This window comes from Streptosporangium sp. NPDC051022 (assembly GCF_040683035.1).
Taxonomy (GTDB): Bacteria; Actinomycetota; Actinomycetes; order Streptosporangiales; family Streptosporangiaceae; genus Streptosporangium.
On the sequence record NZ_JBFBCF010000011.1, the window covers coordinates 35,825 to 51,815 of the forward strand.

A 15,991-nucleotide genomic window follows, 5' to 3' on the forward strand; every position below is an offset into this window, starting at 1 on the left:
TCACCGGGCGGGGACGCCTAGAGCCAGCCCTTCTTCTTGAAGATCGTGTAGAGGATGGACGAGGCCACGAGGATGGCCACGGTCGAGGTCCAGAAGCCGAGCGGGTGGCTGAAACCGGGGTAGGGCACGTTCTGACCGTAGTAGCCGGTGATCATCGTGGGCACCGCGATGATGGCCGCCCAGCTCGTGATCCTCTTCATGATGTCGTTGAGCCGGAAACCCTGCTGGTTGATGTGGGCCTCACGGATGTTGCCCACCAGCTCCCGCAGGGAGTCGGTCCACTCGGCGGCGCGCAGGGTGTGGTCGTAGACGTCCTGGTAGTAAGGGGTCAGCGCGGGGTCCAGTATCTCCACGCTTCTGCGGAGCAGACTGCCCACGACCTCGCGGATCGGCACCGCCAGCCGCCGGAACCGCACGAGCTTCTTGCGCATCTCGAAGGTCAGGCGCTGGATGTGCACCCGGTCGCCCGGGTCGTCGGCGAACAGGTCGTCCTCCAGCGCCTCGACCCGGTCGTCCATCGCCTGCAACACGTCGAAGTATCCGTCGACCACGTAGTCGAGCAGGCCGTGCAGGAGGTACGGCACGCCGTACTTGGCCATCTCGGTGTTGGCGTCCCAGCGCCTGACCACCTCGTCGATGTCGAAGTCGGGACTCTCCCTGACCGTGACCAGGGCGTTCTTCGTCACGAAGATCGACAGCTCGACGAGGTCGAGGGATCTGTCCTTCAGCTTGGCGCCGTAGACGGTGATGAACAGGTGACTGTCGTAGCTGTCCAGCTTGGGACGCTGAAGGCTCTGCAGGGCGTCCTCGACGGCCAGCCGGTGCAGCCCGAGCTCCTCGCTGATCTTTCCCAGGTCCTCGGCCGTCGGCGAGCACAGGTCGAACCACACCACGGCGGACTTGTCCCCGACGTACTCGGAGACGTCGTCGATGGGGAAACCCTCGGTCTCCAGGACACCGTTACGGTAAAGACGGGTGCGGTCCATGTCCGTCAACAATAGCCGCGCGGAGGGAGGCCGAACCCCTGGCTCGCACGGCCTCCCCGGCCCTCCGGCGCCCGGGTGCGCGCGCCCGGACCACCCCGGCCGCCGCGGCCGCGACGGCTCAGGCCGCCTCGGGCTCGGCGAGGAGGCGGCGGATGTGCCGGACGGCGGTACGGCCCGCGCGGTTGGCCCCGATGGTGCTGGCGGAGGGACCGTAGCCGACCAGGTGAACGCGGGGGTCCAGGACGGCCCGGGTGTCCTCGACCCGGATGCCGCCGCCCGGCTCACGCAGGTGCAGCGGGGCCAGATGGTTGACGACCGGGCGGAACCCGGTGGCCCACAGGATCACGTCTGCCCTGACGAAACGGCTCTGCCCCGCTGACTCGGCGCCCCTGCGGTCCCAGACCACCCCCTCCGGAACGATCCTGTCGAACATCGGCAGGCGGTCCAGGACCCCCGACGCCATGGCGGCCCGCACCTCGGCCGTCAGGAGGTAGCCGGTGGCGCCGACCACGCTGCCCGGCGGGAGTCCCGCGCGGACCCGGGCGTCGACCCGGGCGACGGCCGCGCGGCCCGCCTCCTCGTCGAACGGCCCCTCCCTGAAGACCGGCGGGCGGCGGGTGACCCAGGTGGTCGTGGTGACCCGGGCGATCTCCATCAGGAGCTGGACGCCGGAGGCCCCCGCGCCGACCACCACGACGTGCCTGCCCGCGAACTCGTCCGCGCTCACGTAGTCGGCGGTGTGGAGCTGCCGTCCGAGGAAGGTCTCCTGTCCCGGATAGCGGGGCCAGAAGGGACGGTCCCAGGTGCCGGTGGCGTTGACCAGCGCGCGGGCGGACCAGTCACCGGCCGAGGTCTCCACCAGCAGCCGTCCCCGCTCCCCCTCCCGCACCGAGCGCACCTCGACCGGGCGGCGGACCGGCAGGTCGAAGGCCCGCTCGTAGGCGGCGAAGTACTCGGAGACGACCTCCGACGACGGCCGGGTCACGTCCGCGGCCCCCATCGGCAGACCCGGAAGGTCGTGCACCCGGTGCGTGGCCCCGAGGGTCAGCGACGGCCAGCGGAACTGCCACGCGCCACCGGGACGCGGGGAGCGGTCGAGCACGACGAAATCCAGTCCGGCCCTGCTCAGGAAGTAGGCGCTGGACAGTCCGGCCTGCCCCGCCCCGATGACCACGACGTCGATCTCCGCCATGTCCCTGGAAACCGTCGGCACCCGGCGGATAATCCCGCGAATAATCGCGCCGTCCCGGGGCAGCGGAGATTGTCACCACAGTAGAAGCAGCCCGAGATGAGGTCACATGATAGTTCTGGGACTCCTCTTGATCGTACTCGCGGGCGCGACCGTGATCGCGGTCTCCTGGGATGAGACGGCGGCGGCGACCACCACCGCGTCGTTCACGGTCTTCGACCGCACCATCCAGCTCTCCCAGCTGGAGTTCTTCTTCGCCGGTGCCGTCACGGGAGCCGTCTTCCTGCTCGGCCTGGCCATCCTGTTCGCCGGGATGCGGCGCTCCGCCGTACAGCGGCGCAGGATGCGCGACTCCCGCCTTGAGGCGCGTGACCGGGTCGCGCGCCTGGAGAAGGAGAAGCGCGAACTGGAGCGCAAGCTGGAAGAGACTCCCGCCGCCCCCGCGACCACCCCCGCCCCCGCCGCGGCGCAGGCCCCCGCCCGCACCGCCCGCACCGCCCCCGTGGTCGACCGTGACCGTGACGGGGTCGACGACCGCGACGAGGCGACGGCTCCCCACCCCCGCGTCGAGGTTCCCCGCCAGCACTCGGCCGACCAGCTCGTCGCCGGCCGCCACAGCCGCCCGTCGGCCGGGTGACCGTCCGCCCGCACCAACCGGCTCCGATCCGCCGGTACGGCAAGCCCGCCGTACCGGCGGACGCCTTTTCCCTCAAAACCGCTCCTACGCCGCTCTCCCAGGGGGGACACATAGGTTGGAAGCACCCAGGAGAGAGGGCCGAACGGTGACGTCGTCTCATCGCCCGTCGATCGGTCAGCAGATCGCAGCCGACCTCCGGGCGGCGATCCAGTCGGGCAAATTGCCGCCCGGGCAGACCATCGAGTCCGAACGCAAGCTGGTTGAGCGGTACGGCACGACCAAGGTCACGGTTCGCAAGGTCATCGAGACGCTCAAAGCCGAGGGTCTGCTGGTGAGCGAGCCCGGGAGCGGCATCCGGGTACGTGAGATCAAGAGACTGGACCGCCTCGGATCCAGGCGGCACCTTCGCTCCCAGCGGCCTGCGGGCACCAGTCCTCTTGAGGCCGAGGCAGCCGCGCAGGGTGTCCATCGCGAACTGATCCTGCGGGAGGTCATCTCGTTCCTTCCTCCGCCCGGTATCGCCGATCTTCTCCAGATCACCCCGGAGACACCGCTCGTCGTCCGCCGCCACCTCGTCACCCTCGACGGCCACCCAGCCGCAACCGCCGACTCCTACATCCCGGCCCACCTGGTGGAGGGAAGCCGCATCGCGCGCCACGAGCCGATTCCCGGTGGCGTGCACGCCGAACTGGCCGACCTCCTCGGCACTCCTCTCACCGGCGCCGTGGAGATGCTCGTGGCCCGGATGCCGAACCCGGACGAGACGGAGACACTTCGTCTTCCGCCGGGCACACCCGTGGTGGAGCTGACGCGCACGATCCACGCCGGGGACCGGCCCGTCGAGGTGACCGTCTGGCTGTTCGACGCGAGCCGGCACCGGTTCGTCTACGAGGTGCCCGTGGACTGACGTGCCGTCTCACGGCCCGAAAGCATCGGCGACCTGTCCCACCGGGTCGTGCGCCGCTCATCCGCGCCGATCAGGTCCGCGCCACCGCTCACCGTACCGGCGCCCGCCAAGACCCGAAAAGGGCGCAGCAGGCATCGGCAGAGTGCCTCCGAATCCTGATGCCGTGATATCCACCCTGGTCAGGTGGGGTTACCCCTACCCCATGTTGACGTGCTGACGTGATCCCTTCGGAAAAGACGGACATTTAGCTTTATAACGTCCAAATCTTCCACTGAAGGGTTTCTCCCTCGTGTTTGGCAAGAAGTCGTTCCGCCGCACCATGTCCCGTTCCGCCGTCGTCGCCCTGGCCGGTGCGGCCTGCCTCGTGGCGACGGCCGGCAGCGCCGGAGCGATCATCAACGGCACCAAGCCGACCGAGTCCTACGGCTTCATGGCCTCCATTCCCGTCACGGCGCCCGGCATGGGCCTCAAGGACGGCAACTGCGGCGCGGCGCTGATCAACCCCCAGTGGGTGGTCACCGCCGCGCACTGCGTCGACATGAAGATCGGCTCGATCGTGAAGGGCACCGTCCGCATCGGCAGCGACCAGCGCAAGTCCGGCGGCACCGTCCGCAAGATCGCCAAAGCGATCACCCACCCCGGCTACGCTCAGGGCACGGAAAAGGCGCCGTACAACACCGTCGACCTCGCGCTGATCCGCCTGGACAAGCCCGTCTCCGTCAAGCCCATCCCGATCGCCCGGCAGGCCGGCGAGCCCGGCACCCCCACCCGCATCCTCGGCTTCGGCATCACCGAGTTCAGCAAGGACCCGAGCGAGTGGAAGATGGCCAAGAAGCTGCGCCAGTTGGAGACCCGCCGCGGCGCGATCTCCGAATGCGGACCCGGCTACGCCTCCGACACCCGCCTGTGCACCGTCAGCCGTAAGCCCAAGGCCATGGCCTGCAACGGCGACTCCGGCGGCCCGCAGATCCAGCGTGGCCGGGGCGGTCGCTGGGAGCTCATCGGCGTCACCTCCGGCCCCGGCGCCCCGAGCCCCTCCTGCGCCGAAGGCCCCGGCCTGTACACCAACGTGACCGCCTACACCGACTGGATCAACCAGACCATCCGCGCGAACAGCTGACCCGCTGTCCGCGCTCCGGACTGACCTGCTGTCCGTGCTCCGGATAGGACGGACCGGTCGCGCGCCGCGGGAGAGGTCGTCCTGCCGGAACGGACCTCGCTCCATCCCCGCGCTCCGCGCGAACCACGCTCGGGCTGTGTCCCCTCGGGGCTCCGCCCCGAACCCCGGGCGAGAGGCCTGCCGGCCCCTCGCGCTCCCCGGTCACCGGCCGGTTTCACCAACCGGGACGTCAACAAGGGTGCCCGGCCGGAGCGGAGTCCGGCCGGGCACCGAGATCGCCGGTCCCTGGGGCATGTGACCGGCGGCGGCTCCCCTTCCCCGATTCATGGGAACCGCGTGGGTGTGCGACCCGAGCCCCTCCTCCCGGGCCGCACGTTGGAAGGCGCGACGACGCAGGACGGCACTCCCCGCCGCCGCGCCGGTCTTACGCCGCCTCCCGATAAGGGCGCCGGGAGCGTCCAGGCACGACGGCCCGTACCCGAGGGGAAACGGCGAACGCCTGGGAGGGGCAGCCGTCGGATCCGTCCGGGGAAGGCGGAGGCACGAGCGAAAAACGCCGGGCGACGGCCGCCTCCGCCTCACGTATCCGCCTCTCCAGCCCCTTCGCGGTGTCGTCGACGAGGATCAGCGGCTCTGGAAGCGGCCAGGCCGCCAGCGCGTAGAACCGGCGCCCACCCAGGCTGTAGAGCACAGTCCACCCCGGGCAGGCGTCGTCCAGCCGTTCCGCCTCCGAGCGGGCCGGCCCGTCCCACACACGCCGGTGAACAGCAGTACGCGGTCGATCGCCACGATGCCGTCCAGACTCGCGAAACAGGCGCCTGATCACAGGGCCACCCGCCTGGCCAGGTCCTCCTGCTGATCGACTTCGGCTCGAAGGTCGTCGAGGGTATCGGCGTCGACCGTACGCGTCGCCCCGACACCCATCTCCGCGTCGGTGAACGGTACAACCCTCGAAGCCCACAGACGCCCCGCGTCACTGAGAATCACCCGCCAGCCGGGGATTATGGGGGAAACGGCATGGGACTCCATGATCTGTGACCTCCTGGCGAGGGTGATGGTGAGCGTGCACCTGCACCATCGCCCGGATGGAGCCCCTCGGACCAGCGCACCGGCTGTTGAGCCGTTGTCGGCCGCTTGTCGACCCGCTGCCGAAGGAGAACCCGTTCCCGCAGGTCAGTGTGGGTCGAGAAGGCTCAGCAACGCCCGGTGGTAAGCGGCCTGAACCTGTGGGATCGCGTCGACACGGATCCGCTCGTCGGTTCCGTGCAGCCCTCTGTAGTCGACGCCGAACCCCGCGGTGGCCTCGATGCCGAGCCCGGCGAGATAGTTCCCGATATTGGACGGGCCCGCGACCTTCGCCGTAGCGGCCAGACCGACCGCACGCGCCGCATCCAGCAGCGCGCTTTTCAACTCCGAGTCGTCGCCCAGCCGATAGGGAGGCCAGCGGGTCACGATTTCCAGATGTGTCGGCCGCGTATCCGGCCACGCGGCGTCGACAGCGGTGACGCGGTCACGCAGCGACTTCTCGGCGGTCCGGTCGTCAAAGCCCGGTGTGAGCCGGACATCGACGTTGATCGTGCACAGATCCGGCACGGTCGAATATCCCTCACCACCGGTAATCGCGGTCACCGTCAGCTTCGCCGGTAACGGGAAGTCCGGGTCCGCGTTGTCCGGCGGCGCGACCCCGCCCAGAGCGCTGACGAGCGTACCGGCCTTGACGATGGCGTTCGAAGTGATCTTTCCGCCACCGGAATGGCTGGCCACGCCGTACACGTGCATGCGGCACCGCAATACGCCCCGGCCTCCGACCACCACATGCTCCGAACCGGGGTAGCCGATCATCACACCGTCGACGCGGTCCGCCGCGCCGGGCCCCTCGAAATAGGCTTTCGCGCCGCCGAAACGGCCGGTGTGCTCGTCCACATCAAGTAATAGCACCACACTGCCGTGCAGCCGTTCCCGAACCGCCCGAAGGCGGGCGACGACATGAGCGAAGATCGCCGCCCCGACCTTGGAATCCGACGCGCCACGTCCGTGCAGCCAGCCGCCGATGATCTCACCGGACGTCGGCGGGTAGGACCAGGCGTTCTCGTCACCGAACGACGCGGTGTCAAGGCACGCGTCCAGCACATACCGCGGACCCGGATGAGCGCCAGTGACCTCGCACGTCAGAGCGACCGTGTTCCCACCCGCCTCGACCAACCGCCGCGGCCGCAGACCGTTCCCGTGCAACCAGGCCGCCGCGCGATCAAGCACCGGCTCGTAAGAGTCCACACCACCACGGCTGGGAATGCGCACCAGTTCCCGTGTCAGCTTGACGACGGCGTCATGGTCTTCATGGGCGGCCCGCAGCGCACCGGTGATGTCCAGATGACCGGTTCTCACGTACGCCCACCTTCCCGTAGGACTTCAAGCTCGCTGATCTGCCGCGCCGTCTCGATCCGCCGTGCCGCCGCATATGTCTGCCGACCGTGGTCGAGCAGCCGTACGGCCGCCGCCGCTCCCAGGAGCAGTCCCGAATCGAACGCCTCGTGCGAGGTCAGCGACGGGATGGGGACGACCGCCTGCCGTTCGCTCGCACAGAAGAACCGCTCGGGTGTCAGCGGGTCGTCGACGAGCCCCAGACGCAGCGTTTTGACACCCACACTACGGTCGTCGGGATCACGCAACTCCAGCAGCCGTACCAGATGCGCTTTGAGCACCCGGTGGTGCGGTGGCCCGAAAAGCACACGGTAGTAGACCAGGTCCGGCCTCTGCTCCAGCACCGTCTCGATCGCCTGCAGATATGCCATATCTCGTGACCGAGATCCCATCACGACAAGACATTCCCTCGCATCGGCGACAGTGTCCACCATCGCGCGCTGCAGATCCGGGAAACCCGCCAACAACTGTGGCACGGAATGCCTGCCGAGTGATTCGTCCTGATGGGCGAACAACACATCCGGCGGCTGGGCGTAGATTTCGCACAGGGTTTTTCGGTGGCCGATGCTGGTGGTGTGCCGCCCCAGTTCCCAGGCACTGACCATGCTCGGCGTCACCCCGGAGTGGCCGCCGGGAGCACGAAGATCCACCTGCTCGACGACGTTCTCCAGCGTCCAGTTCCGCACCTGACGAGCGCGGCGCAGTGGCGTCGGCCCTTCCTGGTCTCGTTCAGTACGGCGGGCCATGAACCATCACCCCTCAGCCGATCGCGAACGGCACACAAACCACTCAGCATCGCAGATCTCATTCCCGGCCGTTTACCGAAAAGGACCAATCCACGAGGCCGACGCTTTGGCGCACCGGAAACTCCATGGTGCCCTGTTTCCGCTCCTGGGTAAGTCCGAATCCCTAGGGGAAATCAGCACGCAGGAAAGACAATCATGGAGCTCTCATCACATTCCGCGCCGTTCTCTGCTCCAAGTGACGCGCCACCTCGTGCTCCGTCCGAGCTCGACCCGCGAAGGTCCCGGGAGCCGGTTTCTCAGGACCACGGTCACTGCCGAGCGAGCCTGCCCTCCTCTCCCAGCCCGGGAACGACCTCGGATGTGGTCTCGGCCTCGGACACCGTCCCGGGCGACGGCTCGGATGCGACCTCGGGTCCAGGAGCCGCTCCACGTGTCCGAGGAGACCTCCCGGGGCGGCGGTGCAGGAGGGTCATGAGGCCTCCGGCGACGAGGCCCCAGAACGCGGCGCCGATCCCGAACAGCGTCAGTCCCGACGCGGTGACCACGAAGGTGACCACGGCGGCCTCCCGTCCCGTCGGCTCCGCCAGGGCGGAGGCGAGCGCGGAGACGAGCGCGCCGATCAGGGCCAGGCCCGCGACGGCCTCGATGAGCACCGGTGGGGAGAGCATGACCAGCGCGGTGGCCAGTCCGGAGCCGACGCCGAGGACGATCATCGAGGCTCCCGCGGTGACCGAGGCGATCCAGCGGCGGCCGGGGTCGGGGTCGGCGTCGGGGCCCGCGGCCAGTGCGGCGGTGATGGCGGCCAGGTTCACCGCGTGGCCGCCGAGGGGAGCGCCGAGCGTGCTGGCCAGGCCGGTGCCGACGAGGATCCCGCGCAGCGGGGGGCGGTAGCCGTACTGGGCCAGGACCGCCATGCCCGGCACGTTCTGGGAGGCCATGGTGACCAGGAACAGCGGGAGCGCGACGCTGACCATGGCCGGGACGCTCCACGAGGGGACGGTGAGCTCGACGACCGGGCGCACGTCCACGGCACCGAGGCCGGGGCCCGTCAGCGCGATCGCCACGACCGCGACCAGCAGGGCTCCGGGGATCGCCCACTTGCGGGCGAAGCGGCTCAGCAGCGCCCAGGCGAGCACGACGGGACCGGCCAGCAGCGGTACCTCGCCGAGGGCCCTGACCGGTGCGACACACAGGTTCAGCAGGACCCCGGCGAGCATGGCGCCCGCTATCGGGGCGGGGATGGCCGCGATCAGGCGGCCCAGCACGGGGAAGAGCCCGGCGGCGACGATCAGCAGTCCGCAGACCACGAAGGCGCCGACGGCGGCGGGGAACCCGCCCTCGACCGCGCCGGTCGCGACCAGCAGCGCCGCGCCCGGCGTCGACCAGGCGATGGTGATCGGCATCCGCCGCCGCAGGCCGAGCCAGATCGCCACCATGCCATTGGCCAGGCACAGGGCCAGCAGGCCCGAGGCCGCCTGCCGCTGGTCGGCGCCGACCGCGCGCAACCCGGCCAGGACCACGGCGAAGGAACTGGCGAAGCCGACCAGTGCGGTGACGATCCCGGCCAGCGTGGGTTGCAGAAGGCGTGTCATCGTTTTTCCGTCCTCTCCGGGAGCCCCGGGGCGCCGGACCGTCACGCCCGGTTGCCCCGCCCGGACGGCAGGGGTTCTTCAGATCTCCGGCATGTCACCAACACGCCGACAATCGTTCCGTAAACGGAACATCAGTCATGCTGCACCATAACCTCATGGACCGCAATGCACAAAACCCTCGTCCGGCGCTGGAGACCGACGCCCACGGCGTCGGGGTACGGATCCGCCGGTTGCGCGAGGAGCGCGGCATCTCGCTGTCCGAACTCGCCCGCCGCGCGGGCGTCGGGAAGGCCACCCTCTCGGGGCTGGAGAACGGCACCCGCAACCCGACCCTGGAGACGCTCTGGTCGGTCACCGCCGAACTGGGCGTCCCCCTGGCCGTCGCCCTCGGGACGACTCCCGCCGTCCCGGGCACCACCATCAGGGGAACGGCCGTCGCCGCCGTACTGCTGGAGGTCTTCGAGGACGAGGACGTCACCTACGAGCTCTACCGGCTGACGGTCCCGGCCGGTGCCACGCAGACCTCCCCCGCCCATCACGCGGGGGTGACCGAGCACATCACGGTCTTCGGCGGGACGCTCAGGGCCGGCCCCCCGGACTCCCCGCTGACGGCCGGCCCCGGCGAGCACATCGGCTGGGTTTCGGACGTGCCGCACACCTACGAGGCGATCGGCGGCCAGGACGTCCACGCCAGCCTGCTCATCCGCTACCCGCGCCGCTGATCCCGGCGTCCGCGCCCATCGCGTCCGTGCCACCGCCCGCCGTACCGGCGCCCGTGACAGGCCCGGACACAACGGCGTGGAAACGGTGGCCTTCGGAGTAGGCGACCCCAAAGGAGTCGCAAAAAATGCTTAAACGTAATATTTAGTCCATGACGTCACGGTCCAAAGCAGTGATCTTCTGGGCCGTGGGCGTGCTGGCCTACGTGATCGCGGTCTTCCACCGCCAGTCCCTGGGCGTCTCCAGCATCGAGGCCGCCGCGCGGCTGGGGGTCGGCGCCGCCGGGCTCTCCACTCTGGCGATGCTGCAGCTGCTGGTCTACGCGGTCATGCAGGTTCCGGTCGGGGTGCTGGTCGACAGGCTCGGCTCCAAGCGGATGCTGGTCGTCGGGGCGGTCGTGATGGCCTGCGGCGAGCTGGTCTTCGCGCTGGCCGACGGGCTCGCGCCCGGTGTCGCGGGCAGGGCGCTGATCGGCTGCGGCGACGCGATGACGTTCATCAGCGTGATCCGCCTGGTCAACATCCACTTCCCGGCCCGCCGCAACCCGGTGATGGTGCAGCTCACCGGCCTGATCGGGCAGGTCGGCGCGATCGCCTCCACGGTGCCGCTGATCCAGTCCCTGCACGTCTACGGCTGGACCCCGACCTTTCTCGGTGCCGCCGTACTGGGCCTGGTCTCGGCCTTCCTGCTGCTCACGGTGCTGCGCGACTCCCGTCCCGGGCGGACGGGAGAACGGCCGAGCCTGGGCGCCGCCTGGGCCGAACCGGGGACCCGCCTGGGCATGTGGACCCACGCGGCCACCCAGTGCTCGGCCGCCGCGTTCCTGCTGCTGTGGGGATATCCGTTCCTGGTCCAGGGCCAGGGACTGAGTCCCGCCGTGGCGGGCACGCTGCTGACCACGCTGACCCTGTGCGGCATGATCTGCGGACCGCTGCTCGGTTATCTCGCCGGGCGCTTCCCCTTCCACCGGTCCCGGATGGTGTTCGTCGTGGTCGGGAGCACCGCAGGGACGTGGACCGCCGTACTGGCCTGGCCGGGCAGGGCGCCGCTCTGGCTGCTCGTGCTGCTCATGGTGGTGCTGGCGGCCAACGGCCCCGGGTCGATGATCGGCTTCGACTACGCCAGGACCTTCAACCCCGCGGCCAGGATCGGCGCGGCCACCGGCATCGTGAACGGCGGCGGGTTCGTCGCCTCGATGACCCTGATCGCGTTGATCGGTATCATCCTGGACCTGACGGGAGAGAGCACCCTGGACGGCTTCCGTTGGGCCTTCGCCGCGCAGTATCCGATCTGGGCGCTGGGCGCCCTCCAGGTCCTCCGCTACCGTGGCAAGGCCCGGCGTCTGCTCCTGGCGGCGCAGACTCCGTAAAGGAGACCCTCTCAAGGAGGTTCCGTGCGGCAGACCTCACATACCGGACGCTCATCGAATCGGACCGAGGCTCTCACGCCGGACGCCGTGTGGGATTCCCGGCCCGGACCCGCGGCGCGCTGGCAAGTCGTCACCGCGCATCTGGCCGGGACCCTGCTCGCGGGCACGCTCTGCGCCTTCGCCGTCTACGTCACCCTCCTCAGCACGGCCTGGGACGGCATGTCCTCGGACGAGGTGGCGGTCACGACGTTCTTTGTCGCCGCGGCGGTGTACGGACTGTTCCTCGTGGCCTCGCACACGACGACAGCCTCGGGACTGACACGGACCCTCGGCGGCCGGATCGTCTGGGCGGTGCTGGTCCTCGTCGGCGGAACGGCCGCGCTGGTCGCGGAGTTCACGCTGCTCCTCGCGGGGTTCCCCGACTCCTTCCTCGTCGCCCTGCTTCTCGGCGGCCTGCCGTACGCGCTGGTGGCCGCGCCGCTGACGCTCATCCGCCGAGGCGGGTGAACGGTTCGGCGAAGTGGGCGGTGGCGATCATGCCCCGCTCCGCCCTGACGCGCTCCAGCAGCTCCGCCCGGGTGACCGCGGCCAGCGCGGGATCGTCGTCGTACATGTAGTGGACGGCCGGATCGGCCAGCTGCACCGGGTGCAGCACCACGTCGCCGGTCAGCACCAGATCTCCCACCTGGACGACCTGGTGGCCGGGGGTGTGACCCGGCGTGTGGAGGAGCCGGATGCCGGGGAGCACGTCCGCCCGCCCGTCGACCACCTGGACGCGCTCGCCCAGCGGCCGGACGACGCGGGCGAGGACCTCCTCGGCGGCCGTGTCGATCTCGGCCCGCTGGAACAGGTGCCTGGCGTTGGGGAAGACGGGCGCCCCGCCGACCACGGCCCCGCTCGCGTGGTCGCTGTGCAGGTGCGTGACGACCACCGCGTCGATCTCTCCGGGGGTGACGCCGACCCGCGCGAGCTCGGCGCCGAGCACTCCGGGGACCGGGGCCCAGCTCGACGCGAGCGAGTCCTCGGGACCGACGCCGGTGTCGACGAGCACGGTCCGGCCCGCCGCGTCACGCAGTAGGTAACAATGGAAGTGCAGCACCCACTCGTCGGACTCCCCGTGACAGCCGCCGGGGAACATCTCCGGCAGCGGGCGCCGGATCGTGTCGCCCATCGGCCCCACGGCGTCACAGAGCGGGAACACCTCGACACCGGCGACGGTTATGGGCTGATGCGGCATCCGATCTCCTGTTCCAAACGTGTTGACGGGTGCTACCGTGATATCGGGTGTGACGCACCGCTGGCCAGGCCGCGTGCGATGTTCCGCCCCTTTTGCGCCATTGCGCCTCTCTCAAGGCATCCACCGCGCCTCTTTCAGGCGCGCGGTCGCCTTCCTGTGTTTTCCATGTGCGAGACCCTCCGTGGTCCCCTGCCCGAAAGGTCATCCATGACCACCATGACAACGACTGCCAAACCTCCCCGTCCCCGCGAGAGCGACACCCCGGTCGAGACCGTGGCCGGCCTGCTCGACGTCCGCGACAAGACCGGATATCTCCGAACTCGCGGTTACCTGCCCGCTCCCGGCGACGTGCGCGTCCCCCACGCCCAGATCAGACAGTACGGCCTGCGCCCCGGCGACCACGTCGTCGCGGGGGCGCGCAGGCCGTACGAGAGGCTGACGGAGGTGAGGAGCGTCAACGGCGCCGAGACCTGGCGGGACAGGCCGGACTTCGCGGACATGACGCCGATCCACCCCCTCGACCGGATCCGGCTGGAGACCGAGTCGATGACCACCAGGGTCATCGACCTGTTCGCCCCGATCGGCAAGGGCCAGCGCGGCCTGATCGTCGCGCCGCCGAAGGCCGGCAAGACGATGGTCCTGCGGGACCTGGCCGCCGCGATCACCCGCAACCACCCGGACTGCCACCTCATGGTCGTCCTCGTCGGCGAGCGCCCCGAGGAGGTCACCGAGATGCGCGAGTCCATCCGCGGCGAGGTCGCCGCGTCGGCGTTCGACCGCGCGGACCGCGACCACACCGCCGTGGCCGAGCTCGCCGTCGAGCGCGCCAAGCGCCTGGCCGAGACCGGCCACGACGTCGTGATCCTGCTGGACTCCCTGACCCGCCTCGCCAGGGCCTACAACAACCTCGCCCCCGGCGGCGGGCGCACCCTGGCGGGCGGCCTCGACGCCGCGGCCCTGCTCCCGCCGCGCCGCTTCTTCGGCGCGGCCCGCAACCTGCGTGACGGCGGCTCGCTGACGATCCTCGCCACCGCCCTGGTCGAGACCGGTTCCCGGATGGACGACAGCCTCTTCGAGGAGTTCAAGGGCACCGGCAACATGGAACTGCGCCTCAGCCGCGCCCTCGCCGACAAGCGCCTGTACCCCGCGGTCGACCTCGACGCCTCGGGGACCCGCCGGGAGGAGATCCTCCTCGACCCCCGGGAACGGGACCTCACCTCGCGGCTGCGCCGTACCCTGGGCGCTCTGGACCGGCAGCAGGCCCTCGAACTCCTCACCGACCGCCTCAGGGAGACCCCTTCGAACGCCGCCTTCCTCAGGCAGGTCCAGGTGACCTGACGCCCGGGCCCCGACGACAGGCCCGCCCCCGCGCGCCCGTTCTCAGTTCGCCAGGTCCTCGTCCCTGATCGTGTCGACCTGGCAGTACGAGAGTGAGCGCCACCTGCGGTCGTAGACACAGATCTTGATGTCGACCCTCTTGATCTGGCCGTCCGAGCTGAGCTTGTAGGAATGGCCGGGGGCGCAGGACCGGCGCGGCTGCGCCCATCCCGTCCCGCCTCCCATGTAGTGGAACCTGGCCCTGATGTAGGCGCAGTGGTCACGGTGGGGGTCGCGGTCGTAGAGAGTGCCGTACACCTTGAATGTCTCGGCGCTGAAGCTGGTGATCGTGACCGTCGCCTTGGCGTAGCCGCTGTGGGCGCCCGAAGACCTGACCGGCCCCAGGTGGTAGTCCGTGTTCGCCGAGGCGGGCAGGGCGGTGACCGCTGGAGAGACGCTCGTCACGAGGGCCGCGAGGATCGCGCCGGCGAGGAATGTTCTTCTCATGCCTTGATTTGTACGGCCCGCGACTTGGAACCGGCTTGGACGGCGTTTGCCCCCTCCCCGAGCCCCCGGGGGGAGTCCCCGGAGAGCGGGTACCACGTGAGGACGGGTGCCGGGGAGAGCGGAGGCCGGGGGAACCAGGGGCCGGGTCATCCCTCGGGACGCGGGATGATGGACGGATGCTGGCCGACGTCGTCGAACTCCTCGTCTGCCCGGTCTGCGGAGGCGACCTCGACCTCGGCGAGCGGGTCCTGCGCTGCCCCGCCGGGCACGCCTTCGACGTCGCCAGGCAGGGATACGTCAGCCTGCTCACCGGCTCACGGGTGCCGGGGACGGCCGACAGCGCGGACATGGTCGCAGCCAGGGACGCCTTCCTCGGGGCGGGGCACTTCGCCCCCTTGACGGAGGCGGTCGCGGACGTGTGCCGTACCCGGGTTGAAAGCACGGGCCGTACCTCGGCGGAGGGCGTGGACCGTGGCGGAGCCGAGGGCTCGGGCCGTACCGGGGTGAGGGTGGTCGCGGACGCGGGCGCGGGAACGGGACACTATCTGGCGCGGGCGCTCGATCTGCTGCCGGAGGCCGTCGGGATCGCGCTGGACGTGTCCAAGCACGCGATCAGGCGGGCGGCGCGGGCGCATCCCCGGCTGGGGGCGGTCGTGGCCGACGTGTGGCGCCCGCTGCCGCTCAGGAGCGGCTCGGTCGACGTGCTCCTGAACGTGTTCGCCCCCAGGAACGGGGCGGAGTTCGCCAGGGTGCTCGCCGGCGACGGCACGCTGGTCGTGGTCACGCCCACACCCCGGCACCTGGAGCCTCTGGTCGGGCGTCTCGGGCTGTTGTCGGTCGACGAGGAGAAGGAGCGGCGGGTCGCGGAGAGCCTGGGCGGACACTTCGTGGAGACCGGGCGGAGTGTCCACGAGTTCGGCATGGCGCTCGGGCACGGGGCGGTCGAGGCCGTCGTGGGCATGGGACCCAGCGCCTGGCACACCGATCCGCGCGCCATGCGAGCAAAGATCGCGGAACTACCCGAAACCAGTGAGGTGACCGCTTCCTTTCACATGTCTATCTTCGAGAGGCATCTTCGATCAAGTCATACGCTTGACAGATAGCCGCGCTATCCACGGTACTGGCGTGACTTTTAGCCCGAAAATCCCACACATTAACTAAGCAAATCAGTGGTGGAGGCGACATACTGGACGGCAATCCGGCGAGCCCGCGCCTGGACGCTTGAAGTCACGCCTTGACGAGG

Annotated in this window: 15 protein-coding genes; 8 read left to right on the top strand and 7 right to left on the bottom strand. The window is 69.9% G+C overall.

The genetic code is table 11. The annotated features are described in order from the left end of the window. Positions 1–17: 17 nt before the first annotated feature. Entirely contained in the window at positions 18–986 is a 969-nt protein-coding gene (locus AB0N02_RS19380; RefSeq protein ID WP_363948114.1) for a magnesium transporter CorA family protein, read from the bottom strand. Positions 987–1,104: 118 nt separating this feature from the next. Beyond that, on the bottom strand, positions 1,105–2,199 hold the full coding sequence (locus AB0N02_RS19385; protein WP_363948117.1) for an FAD-dependent oxidoreductase: 1,095 nt from the start codon (positions 2,197–2,199) through the stop codon (positions 1,105–1,107). 85 nt (positions 2,200–2,284) lie between these two features. Between AB0N02_RS19385 and AB0N02_RS19390 the strand changes: the two genes are divergently transcribed. The 3 genes from AB0N02_RS19390 to AB0N02_RS19400 all read left to right on the top strand — a co-directional run bounded on the left by AB0N02_RS19390 (position 2,285) and on the right by AB0N02_RS19400 (position 4,839). Continuing rightward, positions 2,285–2,812: a hypothetical protein gene (locus AB0N02_RS19390; protein WP_363948120.1), complete on the top strand. Its 528-nt coding sequence runs from the start codon at positions 2,285–2,287 to the stop codon at positions 2,810–2,812. A 145-nt stretch (positions 2,813–2,957) separates the two neighbouring features. Continuing rightward, positions 2,958–3,719 carry a GntR family transcriptional regulator gene (locus tag AB0N02_RS19395; RefSeq protein ID WP_363948122.1) on the top strand — a complete coding sequence of 254 codons (762 nt, stop codon included), beginning with the start codon at positions 2,958–2,960 and terminating at the stop codon, positions 3,717–3,719. 289 nt (positions 3,720–4,008) lie between these two features. Beyond that, positions 4,009–4,839: a serine protease gene (locus AB0N02_RS19400; RefSeq protein WP_363948125.1), complete on the top strand. Its 831-nt coding sequence runs from the start codon at positions 4,009–4,011 to the stop codon at positions 4,837–4,839. 1,173 nt (positions 4,840–6,012) lie between these two features. Here the strand turns inward: AB0N02_RS19400 and AB0N02_RS19405 are convergent. From AB0N02_RS19405 to AB0N02_RS19415, 3 genes are all read right to left on the bottom strand, one after another. Then, positions 6,013–7,224: a M20/M25/M40 family metallo-hydrolase gene (locus AB0N02_RS19405; protein WP_363948128.1), complete on the bottom strand. Its 1,212-nt coding sequence runs from the start codon at positions 7,222–7,224 to the stop codon at positions 6,013–6,015. Beyond that, positions 7,221–8,006 carry a helix-turn-helix transcriptional regulator gene (locus AB0N02_RS19410; RefSeq protein ID WP_363948131.1) on the bottom strand — a complete coding sequence of 262 codons (786 nt, stop codon included), beginning with the start codon at positions 8,004–8,006 and terminating at the stop codon, positions 7,221–7,223. The genes AB0N02_RS19405 and AB0N02_RS19410 overlap by 4 nt, the downstream gene beginning before the upstream one ends. A 308-nt stretch (positions 8,007–8,314) precedes the next feature. Continuing rightward, positions 8,315–9,598: a benzoate/H(+) symporter BenE family transporter gene (locus AB0N02_RS19415; protein WP_363948134.1), complete on the bottom strand. Its 1,284-nt coding sequence runs from the start codon at positions 9,596–9,598 to the stop codon at positions 8,315–8,317. 155 nt (positions 9,599–9,753) lie between these two features. Between AB0N02_RS19415 and AB0N02_RS19420 the strand changes: the two genes are divergently transcribed. The 3 genes from AB0N02_RS19420 (at position 9,754) to AB0N02_RS19430 (ending at position 12,194) form a co-directional block, all read left to right on the top strand. Beyond that, positions 9,754–10,320 carry an XRE family transcriptional regulator gene (locus AB0N02_RS19420; RefSeq protein ID WP_363948137.1) on the top strand — a complete coding sequence of 189 codons (567 nt, stop codon included), beginning with the start codon at positions 9,754–9,756 and terminating at the stop codon, positions 10,318–10,320. A 149-nt stretch (positions 10,321–10,469) separates the two neighbouring features. After that, positions 10,470–11,687, top strand: coding sequence for an MFS transporter (locus AB0N02_RS19425; protein ID WP_363948140.1), 1,218 nt, complete (start codon positions 10,470–10,472; stop codon positions 11,685–11,687). 87 nt (positions 11,688–11,774) lie between these two features. Then, positions 11,775–12,194, top strand: a complete 420-nt coding sequence (locus tag AB0N02_RS19430) for a hypothetical protein (protein WP_363948143.1) — start codon at positions 11,775–11,777, stop codon at positions 12,192–12,194. Here the strand turns inward: AB0N02_RS19430 and AB0N02_RS19435 are convergent. Continuing rightward, positions 12,175–12,924, bottom strand: a complete 750-nt coding sequence (locus AB0N02_RS19435; RefSeq protein WP_363948146.1) for an MBL fold metallo-hydrolase — start codon at positions 12,922–12,924, stop codon at positions 12,175–12,177. The two genes, AB0N02_RS19430 and AB0N02_RS19435, sit on opposite strands and share 20 nt — an antisense overlap. A gap of 207 nt (positions 12,925–13,131) precedes the next feature. On the opposite strand from AB0N02_RS19435, the gene rho reads away from it, so the two are divergent. Then, positions 13,132–14,262: a transcription termination factor Rho gene (rho, locus tag AB0N02_RS19440; RefSeq protein WP_363948149.1), complete on the top strand. Its 1,131-nt coding sequence runs from the start codon at positions 13,132–13,134 to the stop codon at positions 14,260–14,262. 42 nt (positions 14,263–14,304) lie between these two features. On the opposite strand, the gene AB0N02_RS19445 is transcribed toward rho, so the two are convergent. Next, positions 14,305–14,748, bottom strand: a complete 444-nt coding sequence (locus tag AB0N02_RS19445) for a hypothetical protein (RefSeq protein ID WP_363948152.1) — start codon at positions 14,746–14,748, stop codon at positions 14,305–14,307. A 176-nt stretch (positions 14,749–14,924) separates the two neighbouring features. Here AB0N02_RS19445 and AB0N02_RS19450 point away from each other — a divergent pair, with 176 nt between their 5' ends. Continuing rightward, positions 14,925–15,851 carry a putative RNA methyltransferase gene (locus AB0N02_RS19450; RefSeq protein ID WP_363948154.1) on the top strand — a complete coding sequence of 309 codons (927 nt, stop codon included), beginning with the start codon at positions 14,925–14,927 and terminating at the stop codon, positions 15,849–15,851. The last annotated feature ends 140 nt before the right edge of the window (positions 15,852–15,991 follow it).